Genomic DNA, 18,109 nt, shown 5'->3' on the forward strand with positions numbered 1-18,109 from the left:
CGTGTTCAGTATTTCTTCCAGATGGCCTTATCGCCCAACTTGTCCACAAGGGCTGCGTGAGCGGCGCGCTCGGCATCCGAAATGCGGGGGGCCAGCGGTCTCGGGCGCGCGGCAAGAACTATGGCAGCGCCGCTCTCTCCGGCATTGTTGCCGCTGACAGCACCGCCCATGCTGAGCCCAAGCGCTGTCTGCTTGCCGCCGATCAGTTCGATATAGACTTCGGCCAAAATCTCGGAATCGAGCAATGCCCCGTGCAGGGTACGGTGTCCATTCTCGATGCCGTAGCGCTTGCACAAGGCGTCGAGTGAGTTCGGACCCATCGGATGCTTGCGGCGGGCAAGCGCCAATGTATCGATGATGCGCTCCGACTGGATTTCAGCCTGTCCGAGCCTTGCCAGTTCAGCATTGATGAAGCCAAGGTCGAACATGGCATTGTGTGCCACCAGCTTGGCCCCGTCGAAAAATTCGAGAAACTCGTCCAGAACTTCCGCGAATGTCGGCTTGTCCAGCAATTGTTCATTGCTGATGCCGTGGACCGCGAGCGCTTCGGGATGAACCTGACGCCCCTGCGGGTTGATGTATTTATGGAAAGTGCGGCCTGTGGGAAACTTGTTGATCAGTTCCACGCCGCCGATTTCGATCACACGGTCCTCGAGCCTTTCCAGACCGGTGGTTTCCGTATCGAAAACGATTTCACGCATTGAAGAACCTCTCGGAAAATATCTCGAACAGCTGTAACACAGCGCCCGCGATTATTCTGTCGCGACCGCCGGCTTTCCACTCAATTCCGCAACAATTTCGGTAATCTGACGGCGCAGATTGTCGAAACTCCCGCTCGTATCGATAATGAAATCGGCTCTTGCACGCTTCTCGGCATCCGGCGTCTGACGGGCGAGAATGGCATCGAGTTTTTCTTCCGTCATGCCCGGTCGCGCAAGCACGCGAATGCGCTGTATCTCGGCAGGGGCTGAGACAACCACGATCTTGTCCACACGTTTGTCGCCGCCGGTTTCAAAAAGCAGCGGAATATCGATCAGTGCCAGAGCGGCGCCAGCTTGCTCGGCAGTGCGGCGAAAGGCTTCTTCTTCCTCACGCACAAGCGGATGAACGATGGCTTCCAGTTTCTTCAGGGCTTCGGGCTTTCCGATGACGGCAGCGGAAAGTTTTTCCCGATTGACCGCACCGTTTTCCACAGTGCCCGGAAACGCAGCCTCGATCAGCGGGGCCGCGCGACCGGAATAGAGCTGGTGCACGGTGTCGTCGGCGCTATAGATCGGCACACCGGCTTCGGCGAACATGTTCGCCGCCGTTGTTTTCCCCATTCCGATGGAGCCAGTTAATCCGAGCACGATCATAGTATCTGTTCCAAAAGTCGCCATGCCTTGCTGCAAATGGCGTTTTTCTGCGCTTCCGGTGCTCATGTACTTAAGTACACTCTGCTCCGGTTCTCGAAAATCACCATTTTCACTGCGGCTTGACGCTTTTTGATCCAGATACCAGAGCGCCAGCCTTTGCCATATCCGCCAGAATATGCTCACGCAGCGCTTTCGTCACTAGCGGCCTTTTGCCGAACCAGCGCTCGAAACCTGGAACGGCCTGATGCAGCAACATGCCAAGACCGTCCACTGTCACCAGACCTGCTTCTTCGGCCTTTTTCAGAAAGGGCGTCTTGAGCGGTACATAAACAATATCGGTGGCAACCGCCTTTCGCGACGCTTTGCCAAGATCGAGCGGGAATACCTCCTGCTCGTCATGACCGCTCATGCCAAGCGATGTCGTGTTGACGATCAATCCGGCGTCGGAGACCAGTTTTTGCGCCGCATCCCAGCCATACGCCGAGACACGCGGTCCGAAATGGGTTGCGAGATCTTGCGCCCGACTCACCGTGCGATTGACGATGGCGACTTTCTTAAAGCCGCGCGACAACAGCGCGTGGACGATTGCCCGGCTTGCGCCACCAGCGCCCAGAACAAGGGCACTGTCGGCATTATCCCAGCCGGAAGCCGATGCATCGAGATTGGCGGCAAAACCATAGGCATCAGTATTGCCGCCATGGAGCCTGCCATTTTCAAGCCAAAGCGTGTTGACCGCGCCGATAGCCTTCGCGGCCTCATCCAGACTTTCCACCGCAGCATAGGCTGCTTCCTTGTGGGGAATGGTGACATTGCCACCGGCAAAACCGTTTTCGGCAAGCGACGAAGCAAAGAAGCTGAAATCTTCCGGCTTCACTTCTATCGCCTCATAAGAACCGTCGATCCCAAGTTCATCAAGCCAGAAACCATGGATCAGCGGCGACCGCGAATGTCTTATCGGAAAGCCGGTGACAAACGCCTTCTTAGCCATCGATCAGTTTTTCCTTCCGCAGTTCAGCCAGCAGCGGCAGCAGCGGCAGACCGACAATCGTGAAATAATCGCCTTCGATCTTATCGAAAAGCTGGATGCCCGGTCCTTCGACCTGATAGGCGCCGACGCTCGAAAGCGCGACGTCCCCCACACGACCGAGATAACGCCCGACAAAACCGGGATCCAGATCGCGCATGGTCATGCGGGCAATCGAAACGTGGCGCCACAGGGTTTTGCCGTCCTTCACAAGCACAACCGCACTGTTGAGCTGATGGGTCTTTCCGGAAAATTTCAGAAGCTGGCGGCGCGCCGCTTCCATATCGGCGGGCTTGTGGAAAATCTCGTCACCGAGCGACAATGTCTGATCGCAGCCGATCACCACCGCGCCGGGGTTCTTCTCGCTTACGTCGAGCGCCTTCGCCTCGGCCAGAACCTGTGCGACTTCTTCCGGCGTAGCGCCCGTTTTATAAAGTGGGGCTTCGACCGCGCGCTCGTCGATATCCGCGCTTGCTGTTGAAAACTCTATGCCGGCATTCTTCAGCAACGCCGAACGGAAGGGGCTTTTAGAGGCAAGAACGAGTTTGTCCGTCATGACAGGATCCTTGTTTATCCCTTTTCGTTATGCGCGCGGAGCAGCGCCAGAATGGCAGCTGCGGTTTCCTCGATCGACCGGCGCGATACATCAATGATTGGCCAGCCGTTTCGGTTGCATATATTACGCGCATAGGCCAGCTCTTCCGAGATCGATACGCGATCCGTATAAAGACCCGTATCCAGCGACGGCACATTGCCGAGTGGCCGGTTCTGGCGGATTTGCGAAATCCGTTCAGCCGTCGCGACCAGTCCCACGATCAATGGACGCTTCGCCGTGAAAAGGACTTCGGGCAAGGGAATCCCCAGCACAATCGGAACATTGGTGGCCTTGATGCCACGATTGGCGAGATAGATGCTTGTCGGTGTCTTGGATGTGCGTGAAATGCCGACAAGAATGACGTCGGCTTCCTCAATGTCATAAGGCAATTGCCCGTCATCATGCTCCATCGTGAAATTGAGCGCGTCGATGCGCCGGAAATAATCGGCATTGAGAACATGCTGTGCGCTGGCGCGGCGATGCGCGGGCGCACCGAGGTAGGATTGAAACGTGTTCAGCACCGGCTCCAGCACGGAAACGCTCGGCACGCCCATTTCCGCGCAGGAATCATCGATGATCGCCGCCAGCTTCTGGTCGACAATCGTATAGAGAACGATGCCGGGTTCCGCATCGATGCCCTCAAGAACCTTGCGCAGCTGCTTTTCGGTACGGATCAGCGGATAGATGTGCTCGATGGCACGCGCATTGGCATATTGCGCCGCTGCCGCACGGCCCGCCGCGAGGAGAGTCTCTCCCGTCGCATCAGAAATAAGATGAAGATGAAAGTAGGAAAGCGGTCTGGTCACAGTTTTGTTGCCCTCCTGTTGACGGCTGTGCGTAAAGGCCGAACGTCTTCCACAAGCCATGGCAGGCCGTGGGAAACTTGGCAAGTCATCCACAGCGGGCGAACATGTGGCGAGTGGTCATCAACATGTGTGGACAAGACTCATGAAAACGCGAAATCCCATCGTAATTCCCAGCTTTTCCACAAATCCTCATGAACTGCGTCAATTGGTAACCCTTTATATTAAAAGAGGGAATTGAGTTTTCATTGTATTTGGTCAGACTATCGGTGAATGATTGCACAGGATGACATGGCAAATTCGGAACTGTGGGGAAAACAGGGACAGACCTTAATCCCCGATTCCAACAGACTCTAAGAATCAAAAGATTCCTGAATCATCCTTTCTTTATGAGAGCCGGACTGGATAACTTCAGACCAAACCGGATCAGGTAACCAACAGGGCGGATAAAAATCAGATGAAGCGCAAAGTCTTGAGAGTGATTGACGGTGAAACGGTCTTTCCACCTCCCATCTGGATGATGCGCCAGGCCGGACGCTATCTTCCCGAATATCGCGAGACGCGGAAAAAGGCGGGGAGCTTTCTCGATCTCTGCTATTCGCCCGATCTTGCTGTCGAAGTGACCCTTCAGCCGATCCGCCGGTTTGGCTTTGATGCAGCCATTCTCTTTTCAGATATTCTTGTCATTCCCCACGCCCTTGGACGTGACCTTCGCTTTGAAGAAGGCAAGGGACCTTTGATGACACCGATTGATGCGGACGAGATTTTCTGGCTTGAGACGGAAGGTGTCGCCAAAAGGCTGGAGCCGGTCTACGAGACGGTTCGGCTGCTGCGCGAGCAGTTGCCCGACGAAACCACGCTGCTGGGCTTCTGTGGCGCTCCCTGGACCGTTGCGACCTATATGATTGCCGGTCACGGCACGCCGGATCAGGCACCCGCCCGTCTTTTCGCCTATCGCTTCCCCGAAGCTTTTGAAAAGCTCCTGAACGATCTTGCCGATGTTTCTGCCGAATATCTTATCGAGCAGCTGGATGCCGGTGCTGATGCGGTTCAGATTTTCGATTCATGGTCGGGCGTTTTGGATGAGGACTGCTTTGAGCGTTTCTGCATCCGGCCCGTTGCCCGGATCGTCCAGAAGGTGAGGGCGGTTTATCCGGAGGCGCGCATCATCGGCTTCCCGAAAGGGGCAGGAATGCTTTATGCAGGCTATCGTGAAAAGACCGGTGTGGATGCGCTCGGTCTTGACTGGTCTGTTCCCTTTTCCTTTGCTGCCGCCCTTCAGGAAGAAGGCGCGATACAGGGCAATCTCGATCCGCTGCGCGTTGTAGCAGGCGGCAATGCGCTGGATGAAGGCGTGGACACCATTCTCGAACGCCTCGGCCAGGGTCCGCTGATCTTCAATCTCGGTCACGGAATCACACCGCAGGCGCCGATTGAAAATGTTCAGCGCATGATCGACCGTATTCGCGGAGGAAAATCATGAGCCAGACAGCTCCGGAAAATCGCGGCTCGGCAGTCGCCATTCGCACTGTTGTTTCGCTGGTTGTGGTCGCGCTTGGCGTCTGGGCATTGTTTCACGTGAATCCAGCCGACGCCTATCTCTGGATCAAGTCGCTGCATGTGATTGCCGTCATCGCATGGATGGCGGGGATGCTCTATCTGCCGCGCCTCTTCGTCTATCACTGCGCTGCAAAGCCTGGTTCCGAAACATCGGAGACCTTCAAGGTGATGGAGAAACGGTTGCTGCGCTTCATCATCAATCCGGCCATGATCGTGACCTGGATTGCCGGTCTCTGGATGGCTTGGGAAATCTTCGGTTTCCAGGGTGGCTGGCTGCATGCAAAACTGCTGCTGGTCGTGCTGATGTCCGGCCTGCACGGCTACCTCGCCAAGTCGACCCGACTTTTTGCTGAAGACCGCAATATGCGCTCGGCCAAACACTGGCGAATCATCAATGAAGTGCCGACGATTCTGATGATTCTGATCGTCATACTGGTGATCGTTAAGCCGTTTTAATCGGAATACAGTCTCGAGAAAGAAACCCGCTCGCCGGGTTTCTGCCATTTTTCTGTTGCAGAAATTTCGCGCTATCCCTACATGAGGCTTGCTCTGCATGCTGCAAGTCAGTATGTAGGAAGCCTCTTCCCTTCAAGACAGCAGGCCTTCGATGCCGGTCACGACGTTCAGGTGGCCACCTTTCCGAACAACTGCATTTTCTCCTTACATTTTAAAAAGAGTTCCTCATCCATGCAGGAAATGAAACTACAAGAACTAAAGAACAAGACACCGGTGGAGCTGCTGGCTTTTGCCGAAACACTTGAGGTCGAAAACGCGAGCGCCATGCGCAAGCAGGAACTGATGTTCGCGATCCTCAAGAAGCTGGCGGCCCAGGACGTCGAAATTATCGGCGAGGGCGTCGTTGAGGTGCTGCAGGATGGATTTGGCTTCCTGCGCTCTGCTGATGCCAACTACCTGCCGGGCCCAGACGATATTTATATTTCACCCTCGCAGCTGCGTCGTTTTTCTCTCAAGACCGGTGATACGGTCGAAGGTCCGATCCGCGGTCCCAAGGAAGGCGAACGTTATTTCGCGCTGCTCAAGGTTAATTCGATCAATTTCGAAGATCCGGAAAAGATCCGGCACAAGGTTCATTTCGACAATCTGACGCCGCTCTACCCGAATGAGCGCTTCAAGATGGAACTGGAAGTTCCAACTTCCAAGGATCTTTCGCCGCGTGTCATTGATCTGGTGGCACCGCTCGGCAAGGGCCAGCGCGGCCTGATCGTCGCTCCGCCGCGTACCGGTAAGACTGTTCTTCTCCAGAACATCGCCCATTCGATCACCGCAAATCATCCGGAATGCTATCTGATCGTTCTTCTGATCGACGAACGTCCGGAAGAAGTGACCGACATGCAGCGCTCGGTGAAGGGCGAAGTGATTTCCTCGACCTTCGATGAACCGGCAGCGCGTCACGTTCAGGTGGCTGAAATGGTCATCGAAAAGGCCAAGCGCCTTGTTGAACATGGTCGCGATGTTGTGATCCTGCTCGACTCGATCACCCGTCTTGGTCGCGCTTACAACACGGTTGTGCCGTCTTCCGGCAAGGTTCTGACCGGTGGTGTGGACGCCAATGCATTGCAGCGCCCGAAGCGCTTCTTCGGTGCCGCGCGCAATATCGAAGAAGGCGGTTCGCTGACCATCATCGCAACCGCGCTGATCGATACGGGCAGCCGTATGGACGAAGTGATCTTTGAAGAATTCAAGGGCACCGGTAACTCGGAAATCGTGCTTGACCGCAAGGTTGCCGACAAGCGCATCTTCCCGGCCATGGACATTCTCAAGTCCGGCACCCGCAAGGAAGACCTGCTCGTACCGCGCGCCGATCTGCAGAAGATTTTCGTTCTGCGCCGTATCCTCGCGCCGATGGGCACGACCGATGCGATCGAATTCCTTATCGATAAGCTCAAGCAGACCAAGAGCAATTCCGAATTCTTCGATTCGATGAATACGTAAAAATTACTCGGTTCAAACCGTTTGAGAAGCGCCGCGCGGGAAACCGTTGCGGCGCTTCTTATTTCAGGATGCCTTGCCGAGGAGCAGTCGCAAAGCATCGGCGTTCTGGACAGGTGGTAGACAAACATGTCCCTTGCAGAACCAGGCTGATGGATGCTCAGGCTCTGCAGTTCCCCCGGTCGGTAGCTCTACTGTCTTGCCAATCTCGAACCACACGAACTTGTCTAAGCGTCTTGGGTCTGGATTTCGATTCGCTGTCGAAACAAGTTCTCCGGCGTTATCGTCTGTGGCCACGACAAGAGAAAGTGGTTCAGCTGCAAAACGGGCCGCATTCAATATTCCAATTTGCCCATATTGCTGTGCGAAGGCTCGGCCAAGCGCCTGTTCGATCAGCTTCTCATTGCTTTGATAGAGATCGATATTGCCCGTCGCCAGAAACAGTCGTGTCAGTGCTTCGATGATCTGGCTGGTCGCGCTCGGTATTGCTTCATCATAATCGCCATAAGTGTGCAGGATGACGTCATCAGCGTCCAGCGCCGACAGGCGATAATTACCGGCACCATCGCGATGGCTGTCATCGAGCGCCTTTTTGAGTTTCAATGCGTCATCGATATAAACCCATTCGCCCGTTGCCTCATAGAGGGCTATAGCTGCGTTGATCATCGATGCATAATCGGTCGAAAGGGCAGGGTAGAGAAGAGAGTTTTCCATGCGGCAATGTGCGATGCGGCCATCACGAAAACTGCTCGCTATGGAGCGATAGGCATCAACCGCGAGGTCGATCCAGTCCTGTCTTCCAAAACTCCGACCTGCTTCGGCCAATGCCCGGATAGCAAGTCCGTTCCAGTCGGTCAGTGCTTTTTCATCGCATCCGGGCCGTACCCGCAATTCACGACGTGCCAGCAGTTTTTGCCGCGATGTTTCGATCAATGGCGGCAGGATTGCATCACCATCGACGGCATCAAGGCGGTTCAGAATGTTCTGGCCTTCCCAGTTTCCACCCGCTGTGACGCCGTAATAGTCCTTGAAGGCTTCGCTATCGTTGCCAAGCGCCTGATCGATTTCCTGCTCGCTCCAGACGTAAAACCGTCCTTCTTCCCCTTCGCTGTCGGCATCGAGGCTGGATGCAAAACTTCCGTCGGGCAAACGCATTTCACGGATCAACCAATCGATAGTTTCTTCGATTCGTAAGCGAAACAAATCATTTCCGGTTTCGGCGAAAGCGTAGTTGGCGTGTCGAATGAATTGAGCATTGTCGTAGAGCATTTTTTCAAAATGCGGGACCAGCCAATTGGCATCGGTGGAGTAACGGCAAAGTCCGCCACCCAGATGGTCGTAAATCCCGCCCTGCAGCATCACCTTGAGAGACAGGAGGAAATTGTCCCGATGCGTCTCATTACGCCCGTAGAGCCAAGAGAGCCACAGATTGTCCATGAAAGGCGCGTTGGGGAATTTAGGTGCTCCTTCTATTCCGCCCCGGACCGGATCAATCAGGCTGTTGATGCGTGTCGCAATCTCGTCAAATCGTTCGACTTCGTTCACCACCGGCGCGATCTGCGCTGCCAGCCTGCCTTCGAGATGATCGAACACAGCCTGCGCATTATGGTTAATTTTTTCTTTATCCTTATTCCAAAGGTTATTAACCGCATGCAGCATATCGACAAAGCCGGGCATGTTGTGGCGCTTGTGCGGGGGAAAGTAGGTTCCTCCCCAGAAGGGCTTGCCATCTGGCCTCAGAAACATGGTGAGCGGCCAGCCGCCCTGTTGCCCCATCGCTCCAAGCGCTGCCATATATATCTGGTCTATGTCGGGCCGTTCCTCACGGTCCACTTTCACATTGACAAACAAGGCATTCATCACTTCCGCCACATCGGGATTTTCAAAGGACTCATGCGCCATGACGTGACACCAGTGGCAGGCCGCATAGCCAACCGAAAGCAGAATGGGCCGGTCGAGCTCCTTCGCAGCATCCAACGCCTCTTTACCCCACGGCTGCCAGTGAACAGGATTATCGGCGTGCTGGCGCAGATAGGCACTCGGTTCTTCGGCAAGGCGGTTACTGCCAGCAAGGCGATTGCGGTCTAACTCTGTCATAGGGCTTTTCTTTCACTGCACGAATGAATATGCCATTCCATCAGCATCCGTTTGGTTGCTTTCGTCCTTATTGATTATAGGTCAGGAAATGAAATGAGCGAGATCGCTTCCCTTCAAGATACGATTTTTGCTTTGTCGAGCGGGCGTCTGCCATCCGGCGTTGCTGTGGTACGCATTTCCGGCCCCAAAGTTCGATTCGTACTCGAAACGATAGTCGGCTCCATACCGACACCACGATATGCAGCCTACAAGCTATTCCGTAGCCGAAATGGTGATCCAATCGACCGTGGACTGGCGCTTTTTTTCCCTGGACCGAACAGTTTTACCGGCGAAGATTGCGCTGAATTTCATTTGCATGGCGGCAAAGCAGTCGTTGAGAAGCTCTTGTCGGAAATGGGAGAGCTGCATGGTTGCCGTATAGCGGAAGCTGGAGAGTTTACGCGACGTGCTTTTTCTAATGGCAAGATGGACTTGACGATCGCCGAAGGCCTTGCGGATCTGATCGCCGCGGAAACCGAGGGACAGAGGCGGCTCGCATTGCAAGTCGCTTCTGGTACGCAGCGTGAGCTTTACACGGAATGGCGTCAGCGTCTGTTGCGTGCACGCGCCTTTATAGAAGCGGAACTCGACTTTGCCGATGAAAGCGATGTTCCTGGTTCCGTATCGGAGCAGGTCTGGCAGTCACTGGCACTGTTAAAGAGTGAGATCGAGAACCATATAGCGAGCGGCAAGCGCGCTTCGATGTTGCGCGACGGACTGCATGTCGTGATTGTTGGTGCACCGAATGCCGGTAAATCCAGCTTGCTGAACTTTCTGGCCGGGCGCGAAGTAGCGATCATTTCGGAAGAGGCGGGAACGACCCGCGATCTTCTGGAGGTCAAACTCGATCTGGGCGGCATCCCGGTTTACGTGACAGACACGGCAGGTTTGCGGGAGACCGATAGTTCCGTCGAAAAAATCGGAATTGAACGCGCCCGCGCGCGTATGGCCGATGCCGATTTGGTTCTGCTGCTTGAAGATATGAACGATCCCATAGCTGTCGCTTCCGACGAAATACCAGAAGCTTTATGGAAAATCGGCACAAAAGCTGATCTGAATGCTGAATCTGCCGATTGCTGGACCTACCGCATTTCAACAAAAACTGGCGAAGGACTGGACCAACTACTTACGAATCTTCAGAATTTCGCGGAAGAGCAGATAGGCCAGATAGAGGATGCCGTGCCCACGCGGCAGAGACATATCAACCTTCTGCGATCTACTGTCACCGAGATCGATAGGGCGATAAACGGTACAAACCTTCCGCTTGAACTCCGCGCAGAGAACATGCGCCTTGCATCCCAGTATCTCGGACGTATTACTGGTGATGTCGATGTGGAAGAAATTTTGGACGTTATTTTCTCTCAGTTCTGCATCGGAAAATGATTCACGTGAAACACGGGCCGATTGATCCTGAAAATTGTTTCACGTGAAACATCTGTGGAATCTCGCCAAGGTGATTGACTCACTCCTCCATCCGTGAGTCGGCTCGTCGCCGAGATTTGATCAAGTCGACGACCAATTTGATCTTCCGTTTCAAGCCTATTCGTGTCAAAGAGACATCTTTCAGAAACGGATTCGAGTTGCGTCAGGATGAACCAAATGAGTTCGACCGAAGCCACAGTCTTTGATGTCATTGTGATCGGCGGCGGCCACGCGGGATGCGAGGCTGCTTCTGCAGCTGCGCGCGCCGGCGCCAGAACTGCGCTTGTAACACATCGCTTTGATACTATTGGCGTTATGTCCTGCAACCCTGCCATTGGTGGGCTGGGAAAAGGGCATCTTGTACGTGAGATCGATGCACTCGATGGCTTGATGGGGCGTGTCGCCGATGAAGCCGGTATCCAGTTTCGTCTACTGAACCGCCGAAAAGGGCCTGCTGTTCGCGGACCTCGAACTCAGGCTGACCGCAAGCTTTATCGGCTTGCCATGCAGAAGATGATCGCGGCCCAGGACAATCTATTTGTTGTCGAAGGCGGCGCGCACGACCTTCGGGAAGAACACGGACGCATCACCGGGGTTGTTTTGTCCGATGGGCGGACCCTGTCATGTGGCGCTGTGGTGCTGACGACCGGCACGTTCCTGAATGGGTTGATCCATATTGGGGAAAAGAAGATTCCTGCTGGCCGCATGGGCGAAAAGCCAGCGCTTGGTCTTTCCGAACGCCTGACCTCGTTCGGCTTTGCGCTTGGGCGTCTCAAGACAGGCACGCCGCCACGACTGGATGGACGCACCATTGATTGGCAGAGCCTTGACATGCAGTCCGCCGATGAGGAGCCGGTGCCGTTCTCTCTCATGACGGATCGGATCACCATACCGCAGATTGATTGTGGCATTACCCGCACAACGCCGGAAACCCACGCTGTCATTCGGGCCAATCTGCATCGTTCGGCTATGTATTCTGGTTCGATCGAGGGCATCGGTCCCCGTTACTGCCCCTCGGTGGAAGATAAGATTGTCAAGTTCGGCGACCGTGACGGCCACCAGATATTCCTCGAGCCGGAAGGGCTGGACGACGATACCGTTTATCCAAACGGCATTTCGACATCGCTTCCGGAGGATGTGCAGCTCGACATATTGAAGACCATACCGGGGCTTGAAACGGCCGCTATGTTGCAGCCCGGATATGCGATTGAATATGATTTCATCGATCCGCGTGAGTTGAAGCGCAGCCTTGAAACCCGGAAAGTTACCGGTCTGTTTCTGGCGGGGCAGATCAACGGCACGACTGGCTATGAAGAAGCGGGTGCACAAGGCTTGCTCGCGGGCATCAATGCCGCGCGTCGAGCTTCTGGTGGCGATCCTGTCATTATCCAGCGCACGGAAGCCTATATAGGCGTCATGGTTGATGATCTGACGTCACGCGGGGTCAGCGAACCTTATCGCATGTTTACATCACGTGCAGAATTTCGTCTGTCGCTTCGCGCGGATAATGCCGATCAGCGCCTGACGCCACTAGCGGACAAGCTCGGTATATTGGGGCACGCACGTAAGGAACGATTTGAAGCGCGGGAAACGGCGTTGGATGAAGCGCGGTCACTGACACAGTCACTGACCATTACGCCCAATCTGGCTAGCCGTTACGATCTGCGTCTCAATCAGGATGGCGTGCGCCGTTCGGCCTATGATCTTCTGTCCTACCCGGAGATTGATCTGGATCGGTTGAAATCGATCTGGCCTGAACTCGGAGCTGTTGATCCGGCAACGCGGGAAGCGCTGGAGATCGAGGCCCAGTATGCCGTCTATATGGATCGGCAGAAGAGCGACATTGCAGTGATGGAGCGCGAGGAGCAACTGCTCATTCCAGCAGGGTTGGACATTGATGGAATATCCGGTCTTTCCAATGAGTTGAAGCATAAGCTCAAGCAACGCAGGCCGGAAACAATTGCCGAGGCGCAGCGCGTTGACGGGATGACACCGGCGGCACTGGCGCTCCTTATCGCACAGATCAAGAAGTTCGGATATCGCCAGCGGGCTGCATCGGAATTGTCTGAAGGGCAGGGCGCTGCATGAGCGCCGATACTCGCTTTGAAAGTCTGAAAGCAATCGTTCCCGCTGTTTCACGTGAAACAGCGAACCGCCTGATCGCCTTTGAAGACTTGTTCCGCAAATGGTCGAAGGCGATCAATCTTGCGTCCCCCTCTACTCTGAACGAGTTGTGGACCCGTCATATTCTGGATAGCGCACAGCTATTTCCCTTGGCGAGTGACGCCAAGCACTGGTTGGATATTGGTTCTGGCGGCGGATTTCCGGGCATTGTGACGGCCTGTTTCCTCGCTGAGCAACCAGGAGGCGCTATCGATCTGATTGAGAGCGCAGGGAAAAAGGCGGCGTTCCTGCGCACTGCAGCGGGACATTTGCACGTACCGGCGCGGGTCCATTCCACCCGCATTGAAGCGATGTGGGAGAAAATTGAAACACCACAAGTGGTTACGGCACGCGCATTGGCGTCGCTGAACGATCTTTTCGGTCTGACGGAGCTGTGGCTGACCAATGGTGCCAAAGCTCTCTTCCAAAAAGGTCGGGATTATCAGCGTGAGATAGACGAAAGCCGTGTCGGTTGGAGTTTCGATCTGGTACAACATCAAAGTGCTATCGATCAGGCTTCGGTCATACTCGAAATCACCAATCTTCGGCGCAAAGTCGCTTGATGGCTGGAAATTTCGAAGGGGCGGGCAGCAGCAAGGCGACGGTGATGAACAAAATGTCCAGAATCATAACCATTGCAAACCAGAAAGGCGGCGTGGGTAAAACTACCACCGCCATCAATCTGGCTACGGCATTGGCGGCTATCGGCGAGACGGTACTGATTGTCGATCTCGATCCGCAGGGCAACGCCAGCACCGGTTTGGGTATTGATCGCCGCAACCGGCCTTTGTCTTCCTATGACGTGCTGACGCAGGAATCGTCGGTTCCTGATGCTGCAATGCCAACCGATGTTCCCAATCTGCATATCGTACCATCGACGCTGGATCTTCTTGGCATTGAAATGGAGATTGCGCAGTCGGCCGATCGTACACGGCGCTTGCGTGATGCTCTGCGGTTCGATTCCTCCGTGTCGGAGCGGTTCTCCTATGTGCTTGTCGATTGCCCACCGTCGCTCAATCTTCTGACGTTGAACGCCATGGCTGCGGCCGATTCCGTTCTGGTGCCGCTGCAATGCGAGTTCTTTGCTCTGGAAGGCTTGAGCCAGCTTTTGCAGACGGTCGATCAGGTGCGGTCGTCGATCAATGCCGAGCTTTCGATCCAGGGTATTGTGCTGACCATGTTCGACAGCCGCAACAATCTCGCTGCGCAAGTGGTGGATGATGTTCGCGCTTTCATGGGTGAGAAGGTCTATCGTACTGTCATTCCGCGTAATGTGCGCGTCTCGGAAGCACCATCACACGGTAAACCGGCAATTCTCTACGATTTGAAATGCGCCGGCAGTCAGGCTTATTTGCAACTCGCATCGGAAGTTATCCAGCGCGAGCGACAATTGCAGGCCGCTTAAACCAATCGATTCGACGACGAAACAATTCAGGAATAAGCCGAACGATGAATGATGATCCTTCAAAAAAGCGCCTTGGCCGCGGATTAGCGGCGCTGATCGGTGAAATTGATCGCCCTGCCGAAGAGCGTAAGGCACCTGTTCCCATCGAACGGAATGTTCCGATTGAATTCGTCACGCGCAATCCGCGCAATCCGCGTCGCATGTTCTCAGAAGGTGACTTGGAGGATCTGGCGCAGTCGATCAAGGAACATGGCGTGGTGCAGCCGATCGTCGTGCGACCGGCGCCAGGGCAGCCGGACCGGTTCGAACTGATTGCCGGTGAGCGTCGCTGGCGTGCTTCGCAGCGGGCCGGTGTCGATACGATCCCGGTTATTGTTCGTGACGTTGACGATCGTGTCGCACTTGAGATCGCGATCATCGAAAACGTGCAGCGCGCCGACCTGAATGCGGTCGAAGAAGCTTTGGGATATCAACAGCTTATCGATAATCATGACTATACGCAGAATGATCTGGCACAGGTCATCGGCAAAAGCCGGAGCCATGTCGCCAACACGTTGCGTCTGTTGAAACTACCGCAACCCGTGCAGGATTTCATTGTCGATGGTGCGCTTTCGGCAGGTCATGCTCGAAGTCTCATCACGATGGAAAACCCGACCGCACTGGCTGAGCGGATTGTCAAAGATGGTCTGTCGGTACGCCAGGTGGAAGCGCTTGCGCAGGCGGAAGCACGCGGTGGTGCGGAAGCCAAGCCCGGTAAAGCAGGACCTGTTGAGAAAGATGCCGACACCAAAGCACTCGAAAAGCTGCTTTCTGATGTTACTGGCATGAAGGTTGAGATCAATCATCGTGATCGCGGCGGTGAGGTCAAGATTCGATATAGTTCTCTTGAGCAACTCGACGAGATTTGCCGCCGGCTTCAGAGCTGATCTATTATACGAATATTTGAACATAAAGGCTCGTTGCATTTCATTGCGGCGAGCTTTTTCATTTACAGCAGCCAAACCAACACAACACCTATATTGTAACGCGATGCGGAGAACTGGCTTGGTCAGGCTGCAAAGCCCACCGCTATTCGTTCCAACAAATACATGGATAGATATTCACCGCCGCGTCAAAAGGCAATTATGATCCGTCATCGCTTCAAGTTAGAGGCCACAGTCAAACAGCGCTCCCACAGCATAACTCGTAACTTTATGAACTATTTTGTTTCGCAGCCGCTCGTCACTTCGACCGGTGACTGTTTCGTTTGGAAGCGAATTGCGCTAGTGAGTGGCAATGGCGCAGAAGAAAGCAAACGAAGTCGATAGTTTTCTGGCAAGGCCGACGAATTCGTTTCCGGTCGTGCTGCTTTACGGCCCCGACAAGGGGCTGGTGAGCGAGCGTGCGCGCCGTTTTGCCGAAGCAAGCAAACTGCCGCTGGACGACCCGTTCGCCGTCATTCGCATGGAAGCGGATGAGATCGAGGCCGACCCGGCCAAACTCGCCGATGAAGCTCGCACCATCTCTATGTTCGGTGGCCAGCGCCTGATCTGGATCAAGAATGCCGCAGGCCAGAAGAAGCTGGCGGAAGCGATCAAGCTTCTTGCGACTGAACCGCCGCTTGAGACGTTCGTGCTGGTTGAAGCCGGTGATCTCAAGAAGGGCGCAGGTCTGCGTAGCGCTGTCGAGAACGCTTCGGCAGGTATGGCCTTGCCCTGCTATTCCGACGACAGCCGCGGTATCGATGGTGTCATTGACGATGTTCTGGCGGAATGGAAGATGCAGATCACGCTCGACGGGCGGCAGCTGCTGCGGGCAAGCCTGGGCGGCGATCGTCTTGCCACGCGGGGTGAACTCGAAAAGCTCTGCCTCTATGCGCGCGGCAAGGAGCGGATCGATATAGACGATGTGCGTGAAGCAGTCGGCGATGTTGCCGGTCTTTCCACCGACGAGGTGATCGATGCGGTTTTGGCTGGCGATCTTCCGCGTTTCGAAGTCTCCTTCGACCGTGTCGTGAAATCCGGCACCGCGCCGTTTCTCCTGCTCAACACGGCGATGCGCCAGTTTCAGCAGGTACAGACCTTGCGCCACATTGCCGATACCGAGCGTAAAAGCGCGTCCGTCGTTGTGGCTGCGGCTCGTCCGCCAATCTTCTTCAACCGTAAGAAACTGGTCGAGAATTCAGTAAGCCGCTGGACCGGCGAAAGCCTTGCGCGCGTTATGGAGCGCTTGCAGCGTGCCATTCTCGAAAGCCGCCAAAATGCGGCGCTCGCTATCCCCATCATCCGCCAATGTCTGCTGGCAATCAGCGTCGAGTCACTTCGAAACGCTCGGCGTTAAAGTCTGTTTCGAAGTTCTGTTGCAATTAATATAGGCCGAGATCGGCCTCGATTGCGGGTTTGCCACATCCCAATTGCGAGCTGCTACGCTTAGCAGCTCGAAACCATGATCAACTTGAGCAATAGTTTTCATCCGCCTCATAAGCCGGATGACTTGGTGCTGCATGGTTATCGAAGCCTAGGACAGAGTAAGAATACTATATTCCGGTCTGGGTAACCTATTCCAAGCTGAACAGTTTTATCTGATGGCTAATGTAAAACAGCAAGAATTATGAATTCTCCTTCAAAGAAGGAGAAATAATGAAAATATATACCAAGTGGAGCCCATTTGAAACCCAAGTTTATGACCAATCGTGTGGAGATTATCAAGAAATAGATAATGATTTCAGTAAAAATGTCGGCGCTGGATTTGTCATGGATGCTGAAGGAAAATCATTAACTCTGAGTGCCGACTCTGACGTTTACTGGCCTGCCTCCGAAAGTGATCCTGATGCTTTCATCGACACAGTCACAGAGTTTGGCATTTTGTCCGGCCATTTTGCGTTAACCCAGCGCACGAGTGGCGCATTAAACCTGGGAAGTGATCGTCCTTTTAGCTTAACTCTACAGCGTGAAGGTTCGATGGTTTTGGAACACCCTGGTATTCAAATGGAGACGAGATCGCGCGGTGAGTATGGTAGTGTGCGGGTTGAAATGTATGATGCTTCACAGCTGACTTTCTCAGGGCTCAATATTTTCTGGGGGGGAGAGTTTTCTGTCTATGACAATGTCAGACTAAATTTCTTCGAAGAACACGTAACGCCTTACACTGGCCTAACGAAACTGTATGACACATCGGAATTCAATCTCTCTACGAATAGGATTTATGCAAGCAACTCACCCGAGAGGGAATGGCGGATTTCTCTTGCCGATGGTTCGCCGCAGTTAAATATTCTGGCTCATACAAGTGGAGGAGATGCTCTTCAGACCCAGAATGAAGCAGCTCCGTATCCAGAAGCAATTCTGGATTTTGGTGCAAGCTCCAGAGGGACTATTGCTATTGATATGCCTGACGCTAACGCATTCATGTTAACTCTCTTGGATAGCAGAAAGACGTTTTCCGTTAACGGAAAACCCGTTTACGTCGGCAATAGCAGTCAATTTAATCACAGTTTTCAAAATGGTGTACAGAGAAACGGTTTTACGACCGGCGTCATGACCATCACCAAGGTGAGATAGACAATAAGCTCTGTCGTATCAAATAGCCCATCTGCTCCATGTCCGGCTTCAAGTCCGAAGCCGCCGCCAGCCTTATGCTTTCCGGCGTCGAGTCCATTCATATAATGGCTGGCAGCGAGGCATCTTTGCACCGGCCCCCAATGTAAAAGGGAAGTCGGCG

At 54.3% G+C, this 18,109-nt stretch carries 16 protein-coding genes; 10 read left to right on the forward strand and 6 right to left on the reverse strand.

Annotation, left to right across the window (positions count from 1 at the left end; translation table 11 throughout):
- Positions 1–5: 5 nt before the first annotated feature.
- From dnaQ to OANT_RS04405, 5 genes are all read right to left on the reverse strand, one after another.
- Complete coding sequence (dnaQ, locus tag OANT_RS04385; RefSeq protein WP_012091065.1) at positions 6–701, reverse strand: DNA polymerase III subunit epsilon; 696 nt, start codon at positions 699–701, stop codon at positions 6–8.
- 51 nt (positions 702–752) lie between these two features.
- Positions 753–1,355: a dephospho-CoA kinase gene (gene coaE, locus OANT_RS04390; protein WP_040130036.1), complete on the reverse strand. Its 603-nt coding sequence runs from the start codon at positions 1,353–1,355 to the stop codon at positions 753–755.
- Positions 1,356–1,464: 109 nt separating this feature from the next.
- The gene (locus tag OANT_RS04395) at positions 1,465–2,343 is read right to left on the reverse strand and encodes a shikimate dehydrogenase (RefSeq protein WP_012091067.1); all 879 of its coding nucleotides are present in this window, start codon (positions 2,341–2,343) and stop codon (positions 1,465–1,467) included.
- Positions 2,336–2,935 carry a Maf-like protein gene (locus OANT_RS04400; protein ID WP_012091068.1) on the reverse strand — a complete coding sequence of 200 codons (600 nt, stop codon included), beginning with the start codon at positions 2,933–2,935 and terminating at the stop codon, positions 2,336–2,338. The genes OANT_RS04395 and OANT_RS04400 overlap by 8 nt, the downstream gene beginning before the upstream one ends.
- A 14-nt stretch (positions 2,936–2,949) precedes the next feature.
- Positions 2,950–3,780, reverse strand: a complete 831-nt coding sequence (locus tag OANT_RS04405) for a pyruvate, water dikinase regulatory protein (RefSeq protein ID WP_012091069.1) — start codon at positions 3,778–3,780, stop codon at positions 2,950–2,952.
- Between the two features lie 454 nt (positions 3,781–4,234).
- Between OANT_RS04405 and hemE the strand changes: the two genes are divergently transcribed.
- The 3 genes from hemE to rho all read left to right on the forward strand — a co-directional run bounded on the left by hemE (position 4,235) and on the right by rho (position 7,290).
- Complete coding sequence (gene hemE, locus OANT_RS04410) at positions 4,235–5,260, forward strand: uroporphyrinogen decarboxylase (protein WP_010657652.1); 1,026 nt, start codon at positions 4,235–4,237, stop codon at positions 5,258–5,260.
- Positions 5,257–5,793, forward strand: coding sequence for a protoporphyrinogen oxidase HemJ (gene hemJ / locus OANT_RS04415; RefSeq protein ID WP_010657651.1), 537 nt, complete (start codon positions 5,257–5,259; stop codon positions 5,791–5,793). Before hemE ends, hemJ begins: the two co-directional genes overlap by 4 nt.
- 231 nt (positions 5,794–6,024) lie before the next feature.
- Positions 6,025–7,290 carry a transcription termination factor Rho gene (gene rho / locus OANT_RS04420; RefSeq protein ID WP_012091070.1) on the forward strand — a complete coding sequence of 422 codons (1,266 nt, stop codon included), beginning with the start codon at positions 6,025–6,027 and terminating at the stop codon, positions 7,288–7,290.
- 63 nt (positions 7,291–7,353) lie between these two features.
- On the opposite strand, the gene OANT_RS04425 is transcribed toward rho, so the two are convergent.
- A complete protein-coding gene (locus OANT_RS04425) occupies positions 7,354–9,384 on the reverse strand; it encodes a thioredoxin domain-containing protein (protein WP_012091071.1) in 2,031 nt (676 codons plus the stop codon).
- 93 nt (positions 9,385–9,477) lie between these two features.
- On the opposite strand from OANT_RS04425, the gene mnmE reads away from it, so the two are divergent.
- From mnmE to OANT_RS04460, 7 genes are all read left to right on the forward strand, one after another.
- Positions 9,478–10,806 carry a tRNA uridine-5-carboxymethylaminomethyl(34) synthesis GTPase MnmE gene (mnmE, locus tag OANT_RS04430; RefSeq protein WP_012091072.1) on the forward strand — a complete coding sequence of 443 codons (1,329 nt, stop codon included), beginning with the start codon at positions 9,478–9,480 and terminating at the stop codon, positions 10,804–10,806.
- Between the two features lie 216 nt (positions 10,807–11,022).
- On the forward strand, positions 11,023–12,933 hold the full coding sequence (gene mnmG, locus OANT_RS04435) for a tRNA uridine-5-carboxymethylaminomethyl(34) synthesis enzyme MnmG (RefSeq protein WP_012091073.1): 1,911 nt from the start codon (positions 11,023–11,025) through the stop codon (positions 12,931–12,933).
- Entirely contained in the window at positions 12,930–13,571 is a 642-nt protein-coding gene (gene rsmG, locus OANT_RS04440; RefSeq protein ID WP_012091074.1) for a 16S rRNA (guanine(527)-N(7))-methyltransferase RsmG, read from the forward strand. Before mnmG ends, rsmG begins: the two co-directional genes overlap by 4 nt.
- Positions 13,572–13,615: 44 nt before the next feature.
- The gene (locus tag OANT_RS04445) at positions 13,616–14,413 is read left to right on the forward strand and encodes a ParA family protein (protein ID WP_010657645.1); all 798 of its coding nucleotides are present in this window, start codon (positions 13,616–13,618) and stop codon (positions 14,411–14,413) included.
- Positions 14,414–14,457: 44 nt separating this feature from the next.
- Positions 14,458–15,339 carry a ParB/RepB/Spo0J family partition protein gene (locus OANT_RS04450; protein WP_010657644.1) on the forward strand — a complete coding sequence of 294 codons (882 nt, stop codon included), beginning with the start codon at positions 14,458–14,460 and terminating at the stop codon, positions 15,337–15,339.
- Positions 15,340–15,688: 349 nt separating this feature from the next.
- Positions 15,689–16,732 carry a DNA polymerase III subunit delta gene (holA, locus tag OANT_RS04455; RefSeq protein WP_012091076.1) on the forward strand — a complete coding sequence of 348 codons (1,044 nt, stop codon included), beginning with the start codon at positions 15,689–15,691 and terminating at the stop codon, positions 16,730–16,732.
- A gap of 299 nt (positions 16,733–17,031) precedes the next feature.
- On the forward strand, positions 17,032–17,949 hold the full coding sequence (locus tag OANT_RS04460) for a hypothetical protein (protein WP_012091077.1): 918 nt from the start codon (positions 17,032–17,034) through the stop codon (positions 17,947–17,949).
- Positions 17,950–18,109: the final 160 nt, after the last annotated feature.

The sequence above is a fragment of the Brucella anthropi ATCC 49188 genome (assembly GCF_000017405.1).
GTDB lineage: Bacteria > Pseudomonadota > Alphaproteobacteria > Rhizobiales > Rhizobiaceae > Brucella > Brucella anthropi.

Coding starts and splice junctions, on each gene's coding strand:
- dnaQ (WP_012091065.1), bottom strand. CDS start 701: ATGCGTGAAATCGTTTTCGATACGGAAACCACCGGTCTGGAAAGGCTC.
- coaE (WP_040130036.1), bottom strand. CDS start 1,355: ATGATCGTGCTCGGATTAACTGGCTCCATCGGAATGGGGAAAACAACG.
- OANT_RS04395 (WP_012091067.1), bottom strand. CDS start 2,343: ATGGCTAAGAAGGCGTTTGTCACCGGCTTTCCGATAAGACATTCGCGG.
- OANT_RS04400 (WP_012091068.1), bottom strand. CDS start 2,935: ATGACGGACAAACTCGTTCTTGCCTCTAAAAGCCCCTTCCGTTCGGCG.
- hemE (WP_010657652.1), top strand. CDS start 4,235: ATGAAGCGCAAAGTCTTGAGAGTGATTGACGGTGAAACGGTCTTTCCA.
- hemJ (WP_010657651.1), top strand. CDS start 5,257: ATGAGCCAGACAGCTCCGGAAAATCGCGGCTCGGCAGTCGCCATTCGC.
- rho (WP_012091070.1), top strand. CDS start 6,025: ATGCAGGAAATGAAACTACAAGAACTAAAGAACAAGACACCGGTGGAG.
- OANT_RS04425 (WP_012091071.1), bottom strand. CDS start 9,384: ATGACAGAGTTAGACCGCAATCGCCTTGCTGGCAGTAACCGCCTTGCC.
- mnmE (WP_012091072.1), top strand. CDS start 9,478: ATGAGCGAGATCGCTTCCCTTCAAGATACGATTTTTGCTTTGTCGAGC.
- mnmG (WP_012091073.1), top strand. CDS start 11,023: ATGAGTTCGACCGAAGCCACAGTCTTTGATGTCATTGTGATCGGCGGC.
- rsmG (WP_012091074.1), top strand. CDS start 12,930: ATGAGCGCCGATACTCGCTTTGAAAGTCTGAAAGCAATCGTTCCCGCT.
- OANT_RS04445 (WP_010657645.1), top strand. CDS start 13,616: ATGAACAAAATGTCCAGAATCATAACCATTGCAAACCAGAAAGGCGGC.
- OANT_RS04450 (WP_010657644.1), top strand. CDS start 14,458: ATGAATGATGATCCTTCAAAAAAGCGCCTTGGCCGCGGATTAGCGGCG.
- holA (WP_012091076.1), top strand. CDS start 15,689: ATGGCGCAGAAGAAAGCAAACGAAGTCGATAGTTTTCTGGCAAGGCCG.
- OANT_RS04460 (WP_012091077.1), top strand. CDS start 17,032: ATGAAAATATATACCAAGTGGAGCCCATTTGAAACCCAAGTTTATGAC.